Source organism: Falsiroseomonas sp. (assembly GCF_051860665.1).
In the GTDB taxonomy this organism is placed as follows: domain Bacteria; phylum Pseudomonadota; class Alphaproteobacteria; order Acetobacterales; family Acetobacteraceae; genus Falsiroseomonas.
The window spans coordinates 84,534-100,368 of sequence record NZ_JBHYDM010000009.1; the positions used below are offsets into that span (position 1 = coordinate 84,534).

18 protein-coding genes are annotated in these 15,835 nt (G+C 70.7%); 2 read left to right on the forward strand and 16 right to left on the reverse strand.

The genetic code is table 11. The features are described from left to right. Window positions 1-13: 13 nt before the first annotated feature. The gene (locus ACTIF1_RS11830) at window positions 14-463 is read left to right on the forward strand and encodes a VOC family protein (protein ID WP_439596620.1); all 450 of its coding nucleotides are present in this window, start codon (window positions 14-16) and stop codon (window positions 461-463) included. On the opposite strand, the gene ACTIF1_RS11835 is transcribed toward ACTIF1_RS11830, so the two are convergent. From ACTIF1_RS11835 to tsaE, 3 genes are read right to left on the reverse strand one after another with little or no spacing between them, the layout of a single operon-like run. Beyond that, window positions 455-1,183, reverse strand: a complete 729-nt coding sequence (locus ACTIF1_RS11835) for a nucleotidyltransferase family protein (protein ID WP_439596621.1) — start codon at window positions 1,181-1,183, stop codon at window positions 455-457. The two genes, ACTIF1_RS11830 and ACTIF1_RS11835, sit on opposite strands and share 9 nt — an antisense overlap. After that, the gene (locus tag ACTIF1_RS11840; RefSeq protein WP_439596622.1) at window positions 1,180-2,175 is read right to left on the reverse strand and encodes an aminoglycoside phosphotransferase family protein; all 996 of its coding nucleotides are present in this window, start codon (window positions 2,173-2,175) and stop codon (window positions 1,180-1,182) included. The genes ACTIF1_RS11835 and ACTIF1_RS11840 overlap by 4 nt, the downstream gene beginning before the upstream one ends. Continuing rightward, entirely contained in the window at window positions 2,172-2,624 is a 453-nt protein-coding gene (tsaE, locus tag ACTIF1_RS11845) for a tRNA (adenosine(37)-N6)-threonylcarbamoyltransferase complex ATPase subunit type 1 TsaE (RefSeq protein ID WP_439596623.1), read from the reverse strand. Before tsaE ends, ACTIF1_RS11840 begins: the two co-directional genes overlap by 4 nt. Before the next feature lie 116 nt (window positions 2,625-2,740). Between tsaE and ACTIF1_RS11850 the strand changes: the two genes are divergently transcribed. Continuing rightward, entirely contained in the window at window positions 2,741-3,760 is a 1,020-nt protein-coding gene (locus ACTIF1_RS11850) for an NAD(P)/FAD-dependent oxidoreductase (protein WP_439596624.1), read from the forward strand. A gap of 10 nt (window positions 3,761-3,770) precedes the next feature. Here ACTIF1_RS11850 and ACTIF1_RS11855 read toward each other — a convergent pair whose 3' ends face one another. The 13 genes from ACTIF1_RS11855 to rpsA all read right to left on the reverse strand — a co-directional run bounded on the left by ACTIF1_RS11855 (window position 3,771) and on the right by rpsA (window position 15,810). Next, window positions 3,771-4,100 carry a hypothetical protein gene (locus tag ACTIF1_RS11855; RefSeq protein ID WP_439596625.1) on the reverse strand — a complete coding sequence of 110 codons (330 nt, stop codon included), beginning with the start codon at window positions 4,098-4,100 and terminating at the stop codon, window positions 3,771-3,773. A gap of 111 nt (window positions 4,101-4,211) precedes the next feature. Continuing rightward, window positions 4,212-6,296 (reverse strand): S8 family serine peptidase, encoded by a 2,085-nt coding sequence (locus ACTIF1_RS11860; protein WP_439596626.1) that lies wholly within the window; start codon window positions 6,294-6,296, stop codon window positions 4,212-4,214. Window positions 6,297-6,362: 66 nt separating this feature from the next. Beyond that, window positions 6,363-7,415: a gentisate 1,2-dioxygenase gene (gene gtdA, locus ACTIF1_RS11865; protein WP_439596627.1), complete on the reverse strand. Its 1,053-nt coding sequence runs from the start codon at window positions 7,413-7,415 to the stop codon at window positions 6,363-6,365. Window positions 7,416-7,445: 30 nt separating this feature from the next. Then, the gene (trpA, locus tag ACTIF1_RS11870) at window positions 7,446-8,264 is read right to left on the reverse strand and encodes a tryptophan synthase subunit alpha (RefSeq protein WP_439596628.1); all 819 of its coding nucleotides are present in this window, start codon (window positions 8,262-8,264) and stop codon (window positions 7,446-7,448) included. Between the two features lies 1 nt (window position 8,265). Beyond that, the gene (gene trpB, locus ACTIF1_RS11875) at window positions 8,266-9,504 is read right to left on the reverse strand and encodes a tryptophan synthase subunit beta (RefSeq protein WP_439596629.1); all 1,239 of its coding nucleotides are present in this window, start codon (window positions 9,502-9,504) and stop codon (window positions 8,266-8,268) included. 168 nt (window positions 9,505-9,672) lie between these two features. Continuing rightward, complete coding sequence (locus ACTIF1_RS11880) at window positions 9,673-10,221, reverse strand: GNAT family N-acetyltransferase (protein ID WP_439596630.1); 549 nt, start codon at window positions 10,219-10,221, stop codon at window positions 9,673-9,675. Next, window positions 10,218-10,853, reverse strand: a complete 636-nt coding sequence (locus ACTIF1_RS11885) for a phosphoribosylanthranilate isomerase (RefSeq protein ID WP_439596631.1) — start codon at window positions 10,851-10,853, stop codon at window positions 10,218-10,220. The genes ACTIF1_RS11880 and ACTIF1_RS11885 overlap by 4 nt, the downstream gene beginning before the upstream one ends. After that, window positions 10,853-11,554, reverse strand: coding sequence for an orotidine-5'-phosphate decarboxylase (gene pyrF, locus ACTIF1_RS11890; protein WP_439596632.1), 702 nt, complete (start codon window positions 11,552-11,554; stop codon window positions 10,853-10,855). Before pyrF ends, ACTIF1_RS11885 begins: the two co-directional genes overlap by 1 nt. Window positions 11,555-11,557: 3 nt before the next feature. Next, window positions 11,558-11,890 carry a LapA family protein gene (locus ACTIF1_RS11895; RefSeq protein ID WP_439596633.1) on the reverse strand — a complete coding sequence of 111 codons (333 nt, stop codon included), beginning with the start codon at window positions 11,888-11,890 and terminating at the stop codon, window positions 11,558-11,560. A 126-nt stretch (window positions 11,891-12,016) separates the two neighbouring features. Next, a complete protein-coding gene (gene ihfB, locus ACTIF1_RS11900) occupies window positions 12,017-12,352 on the reverse strand; it encodes an integration host factor subunit beta (RefSeq protein ID WP_439596634.1) in 336 nt (111 codons plus the stop codon). Between the two features lie 53 nt (window positions 12,353-12,405). Beyond that, window positions 12,406-13,326 (reverse strand): signal peptide peptidase SppA, encoded by a 921-nt coding sequence (gene sppA / locus ACTIF1_RS11905; RefSeq protein ID WP_439596635.1) that lies wholly within the window; start codon window positions 13,324-13,326, stop codon window positions 12,406-12,408. Window positions 13,327-13,517: 191 nt separating this feature from the next. Beyond that, on the reverse strand, window positions 13,518-14,078 hold the full coding sequence (locus ACTIF1_RS11910) for a YdcF family protein (protein WP_439596636.1): 561 nt from the start codon (window positions 14,076-14,078) through the stop codon (window positions 13,518-13,520). Between the two features lie 22 nt (window positions 14,079-14,100). Continuing rightward, complete coding sequence (gene rpsA / locus ACTIF1_RS11915) at window positions 14,101-15,810, reverse strand: 30S ribosomal protein S1 (protein WP_439596637.1); 1,710 nt, start codon at window positions 15,808-15,810, stop codon at window positions 14,101-14,103. Window positions 15,811-15,835: the final 25 nt, after the last annotated feature.

Sequence of the window (15,835 nt, forward strand, 5' to 3'; positions counted from 1 at the left end):
GGGGAGAGGTGCGATGGGCGATCGGGGTGCGCCGCCGCGCAGCGGCTGGGCGGGCTTCGTGCCGGAACTGATGGTCAACGACCTGCCCGCCAGCCTGGCCTTCTGGCGCGAGGTCCTGGGTTTCGGCATCGCCTACGACCGGCCCGAGGAGCTTTTCGCCTATCTGGAGCACCCGGATGCGGGCCAGCAGGTGATGCTGTGCCAGCGCAATGGCCGCTTCGAGACCGGGCCCATGGACCGGCCCCTCGGCCAGGGCGTGATGTTCCAGCTCTATCTGTCGAACCTCGCCCCGGTCCTGGCGGCGCTGGAGGCGCGGTCCTGGCCCATCTACCAGGGCCCGCGCGAGATCTGGCGCCGCACCGGCGACCGCCACGGCGGCCAGCGCGAGGTCTTTGTCCAGGACCCCGACGGCTACCTGCTGATGGTGGCGCAAAAACTGGGGGAGCGCCCGGCCTCAGAATAGCGCGGTCAGCATCCCCGCCCGCAGCATGGTCTCCGCCCGGTCCAGGTCGCGCGGGGTGGAGAGGTGGAACCAGGCGCCGTCATGCACCAGGCCGAAGATGCGGCCGGATTCGATGGCGCGGTCATAGAGCAGGTTCAGGCTGAAGGGACCTTCCGGCGCATCCGCGAAAAGTGCCGGCGACAGGATCTGCACGCCGCCGAAAAGATAGGGGGAAATCTCCCGCTCCTTCGGCCGGCGCAGCAGGCCCAGCGGGTCGATGAAGAAGTCGCCGCGCCCGGCCTCGCCATCCACCTGGGCGGTGCGCACCAGCAGCAGCAGCGCATCCATCGTCCTGGGGTCGAAACTGGCCGCCAGCCGCGCCAGGGCGGGGGTGGGACCATCCAGCCAGAAGGCGTCGCCATTCACCACGGCGAAGGGCGCGTCGCCCAGATGCGGCAGGGCGGCGGTCACGCCGCCGCCGGTCTCCAGCAGCACCTCCTCCCGCCGCACCTTGCGGTCCGGCGCGTCATGCGCGGCGACGGCCGCCGCCACCTGGTCGGCGAACCAATGGGCATTCACCACGTGATGCGCCACGCCCGCATCGCGCAGCCGGTCCAGCGCGTGGTGCAGCAGGGACCTTCCTCCCAGCTCCAGCAGCGGCTTGGGCCGGTCATCCGTCAGCGGCCGCATCCGCGTGCCGAGGCCGGCGGCGAGCACCATGCCATGGGTCAGGGTGATCATGCCGCCTCAGCCTCCAGCCCCGGCGGGTTGCCGCGCAACGCCGGGGGCACATGCCTGTCGAGAAATTCCGCCAGCGGCGCCGTCGCCTGATGCGCCAGCGCCTGGCCGAGCAGCGCCCAGCAGCGCGGCCCGTGGCGCAAGTAGTTCGGCTTGCCGTCGCGCCGCGCCAGCCGCACCCAGAGGCAGGCGACGCGCAGATGCCGCTGCGCCGCATGCGCCGCCATGGCGCCGCGAAATTCTTGCCCATCCAGCTCCGGCCGCAATGCCAGATAGCGGGAAATGCAGGCGGCGCGAATCGCCGGGTCCACGTCCCGCCGCGCATCCTCCACCAGCGAGACAAGGTCATAGGCCGGGTGGCCGAGCGCCGCGTCCTGGAAATCCAGCAGGCCCATATCGGCCGGCGGCGCGCGGTCCGGCAGCGGCATCAGGTTCGCCGGGAAATAGTCCCGATGCACGAAACCGGCCGCCGCGAAGGGGGCCAGCATCGCATGGATCGCCAGCCCGAATTTTTCTCCAATTGCCTCCGAAGGCGCGTCGCCAAAAGCCGCCGGCCACCACCATTCCAAAAAGGTGGCGGCGGCGGTGTCGGCCATGCGGGCGGCGTCCCAGGCCGGCAGCTCGGCGGGCGGCGGCACGGCGTGCAGCCGGGCCAGGGCGGCGGTGGCGGCCAGATACAGCGGCGCGGCCTCCGCCCCCGCATCCAGCAGCTGCGCCATGGTATGCGCGCCGAAATCCTCGATGATCGCAAAGCCCTGGTGCGGATCCGCCGCCAGCACCTCCGGCGCCGAGAGCCCCGCCTCCGTGAGATGGCTCGCGATCCGCAGAAAGGGGCCGAGATCCTCCTGCGGCGGCGGTGCCTCCATCAGCAGGGCCGGGCGCGGCCCGCCGACCAGCCGCGTATAGCGGCGGAAGGAGGCATCGGCCGGCAAGGGCTGGCGCGCCGCATGCACGAAGCCGTTCTCGGTCAAGAAGGCGACGGCCTCGGCCTTCATGCACCCAGTCCTTCAAGTCGTCCGGCCCAGCCGGTCAGTGTCGCCACGCGGGAGGTTTCGGTGGGCCCCGGCGCCAGGGCGATGGTCAGCGCATCCGCCGGCCGCATCGCCCCAAGCCGCCCCGGCCATTCAATGAGCGAAAGACCCTCCCGCGCCTCCTCCCAGCCCAGCTCGTCGAGGCCGGCGGGGCCATCGAGGCGCCAGAGGTCGAAATGGAAGGCGGGGCCCATCGGCAGGTCGTAGGACTGCACCAGGGTGAAGGTGGGGGAGGGCACTTCCAGCGCCGGGTCGCCCGAGGCCGCGCGCAGGAAGGCGCGGGCGAAGGCGGATTTGCCGGCGCCCAGCGGGCCCTCCAGCAGCAGCGCATCGCCCGGCCGGGCGCGCGCGGCCAGCTTCGCGGCCAGCGCCGCGGTGGCGGCCTCATCGGGCAAGGGGAGAATCAGGGACATGCGCCGCCGCAATCTGCCCCGCCGCTGCCGCACCGCACAAGCCGGGGCGGAAGCGGGCCTTGATCCCTCCCCCGCCTTGGTCCAAGCAGCCGCCAGGCAGAAGGGACGAGGGCAGCATGCCGGCGGTTGTCGAGACGGATGTGGCGATCATCGGCGCGGGTCCGGTCGGGCTCTTCGCCGTCTTCGAATGCGGCATGCTGCGGATGAAGACCGTGGTGATCGACGCCCTGGGCGAGATCGGCGGCCAGTGCAGCGCGCTCTATCCCGAGAAGCCGATCTTCGACATCCCCGCCCATCCCGAAGTCACCGGCGGCGACCTGATCGCGGCGCTGCACAAGCAATGCGCCCCCTTCAACCCGATGCTGATGCTCGGCCGCCGCGTCGAGGGCTTGCGGCGTGAAGGCGAAAGCCTGGTGCTGACCACCAGCGAGGGCGATGTCGTCACCTGCAAGGCCGTGATCCTGGCCGCCGGCGCCGGCGCCTTCGGCCCGAACCGCCCGCCGCTGGAGCGCCTGCCGGAATTCGAGGCCTCGGGCGCCGTGCGCTACCTGGTCAGCAAGCGGGAGGAGTTCCGCGGCAAGCGCGTGGTCATCGCCGGCGGCGGCGACAGCGCGGTGGACTGGGCGCTGAGCCTGAAGCAGGTGGCTGCGCATGTGACGGTGGTCCACCGGCGCGACAAGTTCCGCTGCGCCCCGGAAAGCGCCGCCCAGCTGAAGCAGGCGGCGGAGCGCGGCGAGATCGAGTTGGCCATCCCCTACCAGCTGCACGGGCTGGAAGGCACCGATGGCGTGCTGACCGGCGTGTCGCTCGCCACGCTGAAGGGCGAGGTGAAGACCGTGCCGGCCGACCACCTGCTGGCCTTCTTCGGCCTGTCGATGGAACTCGGCCCGATCGCGGAATGGGGGCTGGGCCTGGACCGGAGCCATATCGCGGTGGAGCCCGCGACCTGCGCCACCAATATCCCTGGCGTGCATGCCATCGGCGACATCGCCACCTATCCCGGCAAGCTGAAGCTGATCCTGCAGGGATTCTCGGAGGCGGCGATGGCGGCGCATGCCATCCACCCGAGGATCTTCCCGGGGGAGGCGCTGCACTTCGAGTATTCGACCAGCAAGGGCCTGCCGGTCGCGGGCTGAGGCAGGCGGCTCAGGCCGCCTGCAGCAGGGCCTCGATCCGCGCCGCATCGTCCCGCGGCACGCGCAGCTGCAATTCGCTGCCCTCCAGCTGCGTCGCCTTGCGGTCCAGCGGCACGCTGCGCACCAGCTCCTCCAGGGCGAGCTTGGCGGTTTCCGCGTCGGCGAAGCGGCGGGTCAGCGTCTTGGCGTCCGGCACCGCCGGCGCCGCCGCGCCACCCTCCACCGGCACGGCGCGCGGCCCGCCACTGGCATTGGCTGAGCTGGGATCGCTGGCCGGGAAGCTGTCGCGGACGCTGATCTCGACATCCTTCTGCGTCTTGCCGTCGCTGGGCTTCTGCATGATGGGATTCCCCTCTGTGAGCCAGCGTAACGCTTGCCGCCCCCAGAAGTTCGGCGCCGCGCCGGCGCCGATGGTCGCCAGCCGGGCCAGATGCGCGCTCATCCCCGCGCCTCAGGCAAAGAGGAAGTCGGAGGCGCCGAGCGGCGTGGTGCCGAGCACATGCCCCACCAGCTCATCCACCGTGGTGAAGCGGCGGTTGCCGTCGGTATCGGCATAGATCGCCGTGCCCGCCGCGCCGGAGAGCGTCTCCGACCGCAGGAAATAGACGCCCACATCGTCGGAGAGCTGGATACGGTCGCCGCGCTGGAAATCCAGGATGCGGCCGTAATCGGACCGGCCCGCGGCGCTGGCCAGCCCGTCATTGTAGAAAAGCCCGCGCGCATCGCCGAGGAGGAAGATGTCGTTGCCCGCCAGACCCCGCAGCGCGTCGATCGTGCCCTTGCCCAGGAAGTTGCCGGATTGCGGGACGCCGCTGAGGATATCGGCGCCCGCCGTGCCGGTCAGCGTCTCGGAGGCCGTGGTGCCGTAGATCCGGCCGCCGGTGGGCGGCGGCGGGATCGGGGTGGTGTCGCCCTCGCCCGCGCGCAGCATCGCCTCCGCATCCAGCCTTCCGCCGGTGGCGGTGCGGCCGGCCAGCGAAGCGGTGGCGGTGGCGGAGTCGAGCAGGGCGGCGCGGATTTCCGCCGCGCTGTCCCCCTGGTTCGCCGCGGCATAGAGGGCGACGGCGCCGGTCACATGCGGCGCGGCCATGGAGGTGCCGCTCATCGTCCCATAGCCGCCATTGGCGGTGGTGGAGAGGATGCCCTGCCCCGGCGCCGCCAGGTCCACGGTCGTGGCGCCGTAGTTGGAGAAGCTGGCGAGGCTGCCGGTGCTGGTCAGCGCGGCCACGGAGACCACCGCCTCATACCCCGCGCTGGCGAGCGTGCTGTAGTTGGCGGGGTAGCTGCCGGTGCCATCGGTATTCGACGCCGAATTGCCGGCGGCGGCGATGAACAGGTTGCCGGCCTGCGCGGTGCGGTCGATGGCCGCCTGCATGGCGCTGGAATAGCCGCCGCCGCCCCAGGAATTGTTGGTGGCGACGAAATCCTGCACCGTCGTCGCCTTGCCGGCCGCCGTGTAATAGTCGAGCGCCTTCACGGCATTGCCGAGGCTGCCGGAGCCATTGGCCCCCAAAAACTTCAGCGCCAGGATCTGCACGTTCCAGGCGACGCCGGCGACGCCCGTGCCATTGCCGCCGATCGCGCCGATGGTGCCGCTGACATGCGTGCCGTGGCCGTTGTCGTCGAAGGGGTCGTTGTCGTTGTTGACGAAATCCCAGCCGAAGAGGTCGTCGCGATAGCCGTTGCGGTCCTGGTCGTCCTTGTTCGCCCAGCGGGTGTCGCGCAGCAGGTCCCCGGCATCGATGCGGCCGTTCCTGTTGAGGTCGGAGACGAAGCCGGCATTGGCCGCCTGGTTCAGGTCGCGGAAGGTGATCTGCCCGTCGCGATCCGCATCCGAAAGCTTGCTGCGGAAGCTGATTGGGATCTCGCCCTGGTTGATCCAGACATTCAGGTAGAGGTCGGCATGGGTGTAGTTGATGCCGCTGTCGATGACGCCGACGACGATCTTGGAAGACCCGGTCGCGCCCGCCGCCCAGGCCTCGCCGGCCTGGCTGCCGAAGGCGTTCTTCTGCGCCGTGGCATCGCCATACATGCCCCAGAGGGAGCCGTTGGTGTAGCTCGCGTCATTCGAGACGGCGGCGACGGAGACGGTGAAGTTCTCCTCGGCGAAATCGACGCCGGGCTGGAGCGAGAGCAGCGCGATGGCCCCCGCCTCCTCCACCCCCTCGGGCAGGGCGACGCGCAGCAGCAGCCCGTCCTCCTGGCCCGGCAGTGCGCCGCGGATGATCTCGAGCGGCGTGGCGGAGACGCTGGCCAGGGCCTGCTCGATGCGCGCCGGGTCCAGGCCGGGCTGGAACTGCACCAGCAGCTCCTCCGCCGCGGCGGGGGCTGGGGCGGTGTAGGGCGCGGGCGGGTCCGCGTCGGGGGTGGCGGCCTCGACGGGAGCGGGCGCGGCCGTGAAGGCGGTCAGGCCTGGCGCGGGCGGCAGGGGCGCCGGCGCCTGCGCGGCGGCCTGCCGCGGCGCGTCCTCATGCGGCAGGTCCAGGGACGGATCCGGGGAGACGCTGCCCACAAATTTCAAACTTGGGATCGACACGCATCCTCCGGGATTCTTGAGGCCAGAGCCTCGTTTTCCGGGAGAAAGGTGAAGGGGAGGTGAAGGCTACCCCCGCGCCTCGCGCCAAAGCCCCAGCTTCTGCTGCGCGGCCGCGTCGGAATAGCCGAAGAGCACCAGCTCGCTCTCGGCCGCGAGTGTCAGCGCGGCCCAGGACGGCACCACCAGCAGGTCGCGCGGCGCCAGGGCGTGGTCGCGGCCGGCGACGGTGGCGGTGCCGGTGCCCTCCACCACCACCAGCACCATTGCATCCGTCGCCTGGCGCGGCCGCGTGGCAAAGCCGGCGGGCAGCAGGCGGACATGGGCGGCGATGGTGGGCATCACCGGCCCGCCATCGGCCGGATTGATGAATTCCAGCGCATGGCCGAGATGCGGGTCCGGATCGCCAGCGCGCGCCATGGCGGCCAGGCTCTCCCGCCACTCCGCATAGGGATAGTGGAACAGCGGCAGGTTTTGCGGGCGCCGCGCGCCCAGCGTGCCGCCATAGGGGCGCAGGTTGCGGCCGTAGCGGGCGGCCGTGTCGCCGGCCGGCGCGGTCTCGGCATGCGCCATGGCGCCATCCGGCAGGCGTTCGGCAAAACTGGCGGCGAAGTGGCGCACGGTGGGGATGTCGAGGCCGTCCAGCCAGATCATCGGCGCGCCGCTGGCATTGCCGTGGTCATGCCATTGCCAGTTCGGCGTCAGCACCAGGTCGAAGGGGCGCATCACCGCCTTCTCCCCATCCAGCGCGGTGAAGGCGCCGTCGCCCTCCATCACGAAGCGCAGGGCACATTGCGTGTGGCGATGGCAGGGCGCGACCTCGCCCGGCAGGATCAGCTGCAAGCCGGCATAGAGGCTGGTGGTGACGGAGGAGCTGCCGGGCAGACCCGGATTTTCCAGGATCAGCACCCGGCGCTCGGCCTGTTCGGCGGTGATCAAATCTCCCGCGCGCAGCAGATGCGCCCGGGCCGTGTCGTAGTGCCAGAGATGCGGCTGGACGGGCGAGGCGGGGGTGGGCGTGACCAGCGCATGCAGCACTTCCCAGAGCGGGAACAGATGCTGCGGCGCCATCTCCGCATAGAGCCCCTGCAACAGAGCCTTCGGGTCGTTGCTCCCGTCCATCGCTGTCCCTCTTGGCTTTCCCCTGGGGCGTTACCCCTTGCGCACAGCCTCCGCCAATTCCCGCACCCGGTCCAGCACCGCCGGCACGGTGGCGGCCGTCGCGCGGCCCTCCGCATCCAGGCTGGCCAGCATGCCGTCGATCAGCGCGGAGGCGACGACGGCCCCATCGGCGATGCGCGAGGCCTCGCCCGCCTGCTGCGGCGTGCGCACGCCGAAGCCGATGGCGATCGGCAGGTCGGTGTACTTGCGGATGCGCGGAATGGCCGCCGCCAGGTCATCCGTGCTGGCGCTGCGCGTGCCGGTGACGCCGGTGATGGCCACGTAATAGACGAAGCCCGTCGTCGCCGAGAGCACCTTTGGCAGCCGATCCTCCCCTGTGGTCGGCGCCACCAGGCGGATCAGGTCGAGGCCGTTGGCGGTGGCGTCCGGCGCGATCTCATCGGCTTCCTCGGGCGGCACATCCACCACGATCAGGCCATCGACGCCGGCCTCCGCCGCCTCGGTGCAGAATTTGGCGACGCCATAGGACAGGATCGGGTTGAAATAGCCCATTAGGATGACGGGCGTTGCCGCATCACCCTGGCGGAATTCGCGCACCATGCCGAGCGCGCCGGCCACCGTGGCGCCGGCCTTCAGCCCGCGCTGCCCGGCCTTCTGCACGGTTGGGCCATCGGCCATCGGATCGGTGAAGGGCACGCCGATCTCGATCAGGTCGGCACCCGCCGCCGGCATGCCGCGCAGGATCGCCATGGCGGTCTCGCGGTCCGGATCGAAAGCCTCCAGGAACGGGATGAGCGCCCCGCGCCCCTCCGCCTTCAGCGCGGCAAATTTTTGGGCAATGCGCGACATCTCAGATCTTCTCGCCCAGGTGCTTCGCCACGGTGAAGATGTCCTTGTCGCCACGGCCACACAGATTCATCAGGATGATTTTGTCGGCCGGCATCTTGGGCCCCATCTTCATCACCTCGGCCAGCGCATGCGCCGGCTCCAGCGCCGGGATGATGCCTTCCAGCTTCGAGCACAGCTGAAAAGCCTCCAGCGCCTCGTCGTCGGTCACGCCGGAATAGGTGACGCGGCCGAGCTCATGCAGCCAGGAATGCTCCGGGCCGACGCCGGGATAGTCGAGGCCGGCGGAGATGGAATGCGCCTCCGTGATCTGGCCGTCGCCATCCTGCAGCAGATAGGTGCGATTGCCATGCAGCACGCCCGGCCGGCCGCGCGACAGCGCCGCGGCGTGTTCGCCGGAATCCAGGCCCCGGCCCGCGGCCTCCACGCCGACCATGGCGACGGAGGCATCGTCCAGGAAGGGATAGAACAGCCCCATGGCATTGCTGCCACCGCCCACGGCCGCCACCAGCACATCCGGCAGGCGCCCCTCGGCCTCCTGCATCTGCGCCTTGGCCTCCGTGCCGATCACGCTCTGGAAATCGCGCACCATGGCGGGGAAGGGATGCGGGCCGGCGACGGTGCCGATGCAATAGTAGGTGTCGTGCACATTCGCGACCCAGTCGCGCAGCCCCTCGTTCATCGCGTCCTTCAGCGTCGCGGCGCCGGAGGTGACGGGCACCACCTCCGCCCCCAGCAGCTTCATGCGGAAGACATTGGGCTGCTGCCGCTCCACATCGGTGGCGCCCATATAGACCACGCAGGGCAGGTCCATCAGCGCGCAGGCGGTGGCGGTGGCCACGCCATGCTGGCCGGCGCCGGTCTCCGCGATGATCCGCGTCTTGCCCATCTTCTTGGCCAGCAGGATCTGGCCGAGCACGGCGTTGATCTTGTGCGCGCCGGTGTGGTTCAGCTCGTCCCGCTTGAAATAGACCTTGGCGCCCATGCCGGGCGCCGCGGTCTTGCGCAGATGCGTGGTGAAGCGCTCGGCGAACCACAGCGGGCTGGGGCGGCCCACATAGTCCTTCAGCAGGCGGCGCCATTCGTCCTGGAAGGCCTGGTCGGTCTTGCTCGCCTCATAGGCGGCCTCGACCTCGAGGATCAGCGGCATCAGGGTTTCGGCGACGAAACGGCCACCGAAGCTGCCGAAACGGCCGCGGGCATCGGGGCCCTGGCGGAAGGAATTGGGGAGCGGCTTGTTCACGGGCATTGTCCTGGACGTGGGCATGGCCGCCATCCCCGCAGGGGACGGGACCATGGCTGGACCCTGGTCGGCCCGGAGATACGGGGCCGGGCACGATCTAGAGCCTTTTGGCGCGGGGCGAAATCACCTGCGGGGCGGTAAACGCGCCGAAAGGCCAAACCGTGCGCCTCACCCCAGCAGAAGGCGCAGATCGGGCCAGACCCAGGCGGTCTCGGCCAGGGCCAGGCCGCCGTGCCAACCGGTCTGGCTGGTGCCGCGCCGGGCGCCGGTGGCGGCATAGAAGCCGGCGGCGCGGGCATTGGCATCCAGCGCCCAGGCCGCCGCCGCGCCATGCCCGGCCGCCAGCAGCACCCGCGCCCCGGCGCCCAGCAGCGCCCGCCCGAGCCCGCGCCCCTGCGCCGCGCGCAGCAGATAGAGGCCCGAGACCTCCCCCGGCGTGCCCAGCGCCGGATCCCGCGCCGCGCAGACGGAGACGAAGCCCAGCACCTGGCCCGCATCCTCCGCCACCAGGGTGCCGCCCGGCAGCAGCGGCTGCGCCAGGTTGCGCGCCCAGGCGGCGCGGCGGCGGGCGGGGTCGGTCATCTCCGCCAGCAAATCGTCCGGCACCAGGCCGGGATAGGTCTCGGCCCAGGATTGCGCATGCATCTCGCCCAGCGCCGGCGCATCCGCCGGCAGGGCCGGTCTGAGAATGCCGCCTCCGTCGGCGGGCCGGATCACGCGGCTTTCGCGGCCGCCACGAAGGCGGCGATGCGTGCCGGGTCCTTCACCCCGCGCGCGGCTTCGACGCCGGAGGAGACATCCACGCCGGGGGCGCCGCTGGCCGCGATAGCCTGCGCCACATTGCCAGGCGTCAGGCCGCCCGCCAGCAGCCAGGGGCGCGGGATGGTGCGCCCCGCCGTCAGCGTCCAGTCGAAGGGCGCCGCATTGCCGCCCGGCAGGGGCGCCCCCGGCGGCGCCTTGGCATCCAGCAGGAACCAGTCGACCGCGGGCGCATAATCCGCCAGCGCGTCGAGGTCCGAAGCCTCCGCAATGCCCAGCGCCTTCATCACCGGCCGCCCGAATGTCTGGCGGACCTCCGCGCAGCGGGCCGGGGTCTCCTCGCCATGCAGCTGGATCATGTCGAGCGGCAGTGCGGCCAGCACCTCCGCCAGCAGCGCATCGGCCGGGTCGACGAAAAGGCCGACGCGCCCCGGCCCGCCTGGCACCGCGGCGGACAGCGCCGCGGCGCGCGCCGGCGTCACCGCCCGCGGCGAGGCGGGGAAGAAGACAAAACCGCAGAACTCGGCGCCCGAATCGCGCGTGGCGCGCAGCCCCGCCTCATCCGAAAGGCCGCAGATCTTCACCCGCATCAGTTCACCCGCAGCGCCTGGGCGATCGACCAGGCAGCCTCCGCCGGGTCCGCGGCCTGGGTGATGGGGCGGCCGACCACGATCCAGTCGGCGCCGTCGCGGGCCACCTGCTCCGGCGTCGCGGTGCGGGCCTGGTCATCCGCCGCGCTGCCGGCCGGGCGCACGCCGGGCACCACCAGCACCGGCAGCTCCCCCAGCGCATCGCGGATCGGCGCGACCTCCCGCGGCGAACAGACCAGCCCATCGGCCCCCGCCGCCATGGCCAGCCGCCCTAGCCGCAGCACCTGCTGCACCGGCCCGCCGGAGACGCCGATCTGCGCCAGCGTGGCGGCATCCAGGCTGGTCAGCACCGTCACCGCCAGGATGCGCGGCCGGGCGGCGCCGCCCGCCGCCTCCGCCGCGCGGCGCGCCGCTTCCACCATGGCCGGCCCGCCGGCGGCGTGGATGGTGATCCAGGCGGGGCCCAGCGGCGCGAGCGAGCGGATGGCACCCGCCACGGTATTCGGGATGTCGTGCAGCTTCACGTCGAGGAAGACGGGCCGATGCGCCGCGATCCGTCGCACCGCCGCGCCGCCCTCGGCCGAGAACAGCTCCAGCCCCACCTTCAGCAGCCCGGCATGCGGCGCGGTGGCTGCGGCCCAGCTCTCGGCCGTGGTGAGGTCCGGCGCATCCAGCGCCACGCACAATCCGCAGCGGCGCATGGCTCAGCGCACCGCCGGAAGGGTGAGCTGCATCGGCGCCGGCGCGCCCTCATGCTGCGCCTGGGCCTGCTTTGCCTTCAGCACGGCGAGCTCGGCCTCCAGCAGCCTGGCCGCGCCCTCCATCTCCCGCGCCCGGCGGCGGGCGGGGAGGCCGGCGGCCCAGGCGAGGGTGGCGCCCAGCAGGAAGCCGATCCCGGACAGCAGCAGCATCCCGACGCCGACCGGCGTCGCCCAGGCCAGGTCGAAGGGCCACAGCCGCAGCTGCACCTCCTGCATATTGGACAGCGCGAACAGCGCGAGGAGGATGAGCAGCGGCAGGAAGAACAGCCAGCGCATGGGAGCCTCTCCGATCTTTGCCGCCTGTCCTAGCCGCCGCGCGGTGGTTACGGAAGCATCGGCCCGCGCAGGAGCGCGTGTGCGCCCCGCCCCACCGCGGAACGGCTCAGGCTTTCTCGCCGCGGCTCAGGCCTTCGCGGCGGCGGCCGTGGCGCGCGGCCGGCGCGGCGGGTCCTGCAGCGGCCCGCCATTGACCCTTTCCCGCAATTCCTTGCCCGGCTTGAAATAGGGCACCGCCTTGCCGTCCACCGCCACCGCCGTGCCGGTGCGGGGATTGCGGCCGGTGCGCGGGTCCCGGCGCTTGGTGGAGAAGGCGCCGAAGCCGCGCAGCTCCACCCGGTCCCCGCGCGCCAATGCGCCGATGATCTCGTCGAAGATGGTGGTCACGATCAGCTCGACATCGGGCTGCCGCAGATGCGGGTTGGCGGCAGCGAGCTGCGCGATCAGTTCCGACCTGGTCATCTTGGTCCTCGGCGCCCCATCCTCCGGGCGCGCCTGGCCCGGAAGTTTTGGTTCTACAGCGAAGGCTGCCAAAGCGCGCGCACGCGGTCAACGCCAACCCATTCATTCGCAATGGTTTTCGTTAAAAAACCGAGCGCCGCGCCAAAGGTCCGTTCCGCAAAGCCACGAATCTCGATATCCCGCGCCGGCAGGCTCTCCGGCACCGCGCGCGTCTCGGCCAGCCAGGCCCGCGCCTCGGCCTCCCCGCCGATCGCATCCACCAGGCCCAGCTCCAGCGCCTGGCGGCCGGTGAAGACGCGGCCATCCGCCAATTCCTGCACCCGCGCGGGTTCCATCCGGCGGCCGGCGGCGACCATGCCGACGAATTGCGCATGCAGGTCCTGCACCACGCGGGTGAGTTCGGCGCGGCCTTCCTCGGTCAGCGGCCGGAAGGGGCTGGGCTGGTCCTTGAAGCGGCCGGAAGCGATGGTCTCCGGCGTCACGCCCAGCCAGGCCAGCAGGCCGGAAGCATCGAAACTCTGCAGGATCACGCCGATGGAGCCGGTGACGGTGGAATTATGGGCAAAGATGCGCGCAGCCGGCAGCGCCACCATATAGCCGGCCGAGGCCGCGGTGCCGCCCATCACGGCGACCACCGGCTTGTCCTCCGCCATCCGGGTCAGCGCCGCATGCAGGGATTCGCCGCCCGCAACGCTGCCGCCGGGGCTGTCGATCGCCACCAGCACGGCGCGCACGGAGTCGTCCCGGCGAAGCCGGTCCAGCTCCTCCAGCAGCTTGCGGTCGTCGCCGATGAAGCCGGTGACGTTGAGGCGCGCGACATGGGCGCGGCCCGGCAGCAGGCCGGAGGCGCGGTCATCGGCCAGGCTGAAGGCCAGCACGATGCCGGCCAAGGCCAGCACGGCGGCGGCGCGCCAGAGGGAAAGCCGGCGCTTCAGCCGGCGGCGATCGAGCAGGAGGTCGGCATCGAGGGGCATGGTGCGATCACTTGGTGAGGCGCCTGGCGCGGGGCCAGGGGCGAAGACAGCTCGGGAGAGAAGGTCGGGGAGGAAAGCATTTCCTCCCCGAACCCCACCTTTGTTTTTCGTCAATCGGAGCGGCTGCGCGGCGGCGCCAATTCCCAAAAATAGATGAGGGGTTCGGGGAGAATACTTTCTCCCCGACCTTCCTACACGATTTCCGCGATGAACCCCGCCGCGAGATAGGCCGGCACCTTCGCCACCTCTCCCAGCACGCGCTCGCGGGCCCTTGGGTGCAGATGCCAGGCGCCCCGGCGGACCGGACCGTATTCCACCGGCAGGCACAGCTTCCGGGGTTCGGGCCAGTGGCGGTGCAGCGTCATGGCGTAGCGGCGCCCGGTGCAGAACAGCCCGACGCAGATGATCTTTTTCGAATTGAGGAGCCCGGCCTCTGCAAGGATGGGCAGGGAGAGGGTGACGTTCTCGCCCGTATGCGTCGCGGCGCATTCCAGCAGCAGTGCTTCACGTGGAACACCAAGGGTGACGAGGGCCTCGGCAATGGCCTCCGCCTCCGTTCCCGCCCCGCCCGGCGTGGCGCCGCCGGAGACGAGGATGCGGGGCACGAACCCCTCCAGAAACAGCGAAGCGGCCGCCGCCGCCATCTCCGGCACCGCGATGCGGTTGCCGAAGACGAAGGCCAGGTCGGCCGCTTCACGCGGATGACACAGGCAGTGGCCGCGCTCGATCCCCGAAGGGTCGAGCGCGGCCAAGTCTGGGTTACTCTTCGCCGGTTTACTCTTCGCCAGTCTGGGCGCGGCGCCGGATGGCTGCCCCCAAAATGTCGCCGAGCGAGGCGCCGCTGTCGGTGGTGCCGTATTCACGGACCGCCTCGCGCTCCTCCTCCACTTCCTTGCCCTTGATGGTCAGGGCCAGGCGGCGGCCGGCGCGGTCGACGGCGGTGATCTTCGCATCGACCTTCTCGCCCACGGCGAAGCGGTCGGGGCGCTGGTCGCCACGGTCACGGGCCAGCTCGGCGCGGCGGATGAAGCCGATGAGGACCTCGTCGACCTTCACCTCGATGCCGTTCGGCTCGATCTTCGTCACGGTGCAGGTGACGACATCGCCCTTCTTGATCCGGTCCAGCACTTCGGCGGCCGGGTCGGCCTCAAGCTGCTTGATGCCGAGGGAGATGCGCTCCTTCTCCACATCGACGTCGAGCACCTTGGCCTTGACGGTCGAGCCCTTCTCGAAGTTGGCCATCGCCTGCTCGCCCGGGAGGTCCCAGGAGAGGTCGGACATATGGACCATGCCGTCGAGGTCCGGGCCCAGGCCGATGAACAGGCCGAACTCGGTGATGTTGCGGATCTCGCCCTCGATGACGGTGCCGGGCGGGTTCGCTTCCGCGAACAGCTCCCAGGGATTGCCCTGCGCCTGCTTCAGGCCCAGCGAAATCCGGCGCTTCGGGCCGTCCACGTCCAGGATCATCACGTCCACTTCCTGCGAAGTGGCGACGATCTTGCCCGGATGGACGTTCTTCTTCGTCCAGGACATCTCGCTGACGTGCACCAGGCCCTCGACGCCCGGCTCCAGCTCCACGAAGGCGCCGTAGTCGGTGATGTTCGTCACGCGGCCGCTGAACTTGCCGCCCACCGGGTACTTGATGGCGACGCCTTCCCAGGGGTCGGACATCAGCTGCTTCATGCCGAGGCTGATGCGCTGGGTCTCCGGGTTGAAGCGGATGACCTGCACCTTCACGGCCTGGCCGATGGTCAGGGCCTCGGAGGGGTGGTTGATGCGGCGCCAGGCGATGTCGGTGACATGCAGCAGGCCGTCCACACCGCCCAGGTCCACGAAGGCGCCGTAGTCGGTGATGTTCTTCACCACGCCGTCGAGCACCATGCCTTCCTTCAGGCCCTGGATCAGCTCGCTGCGCTGCTCGGCGCGCGTCTCCTCGAGAACGGCGCGGCGCGACACCACGATATTGCCGCGGGCGCGGTCCATCTTGAGGATCTGGAAGGGCTGCGGGCTGCCCATCAGGGGCGTCACGTCGCGAACCGGGCGGATATCCACCTGGCTGCCCGGCAGGAAGGCGACCGCGCCGCCGAGGTCGACGGTGAAGCCACCCTTCACGCGCCCGAAGATCACGCCGTTGACGCGCTGCTGCGCGGTGAACGACTTCTCCAGATTGGTCCAGGCCTCCTCGCGGCGGGCCTTCTCACGCGACAGGATGATCGCGCCGTCACGGTCCTCGTAGCGCTCGACGAAGAGCTCGATGACGTCGCCGACCTTGATCTCGGGCTTCTGGCCCTGGGGGGCGAATTCCTTGAGGGGGACGCGGCCCTCGGACTTCAGCCCGACATCGACCACGGCGAAATCGTCATCGATGCGGATGACCTTGCCGGAGATGACGGAGCCGTGGAAGGACGTGTTCTCACCCAGCGTGGCGTCGAGCAGGGCGGCAAAATCTTCGCCGGTGTCAGCGAAGGCGGTGGCGGTTGCCATGTAGAGGTTGTTTCCCGATCAGATG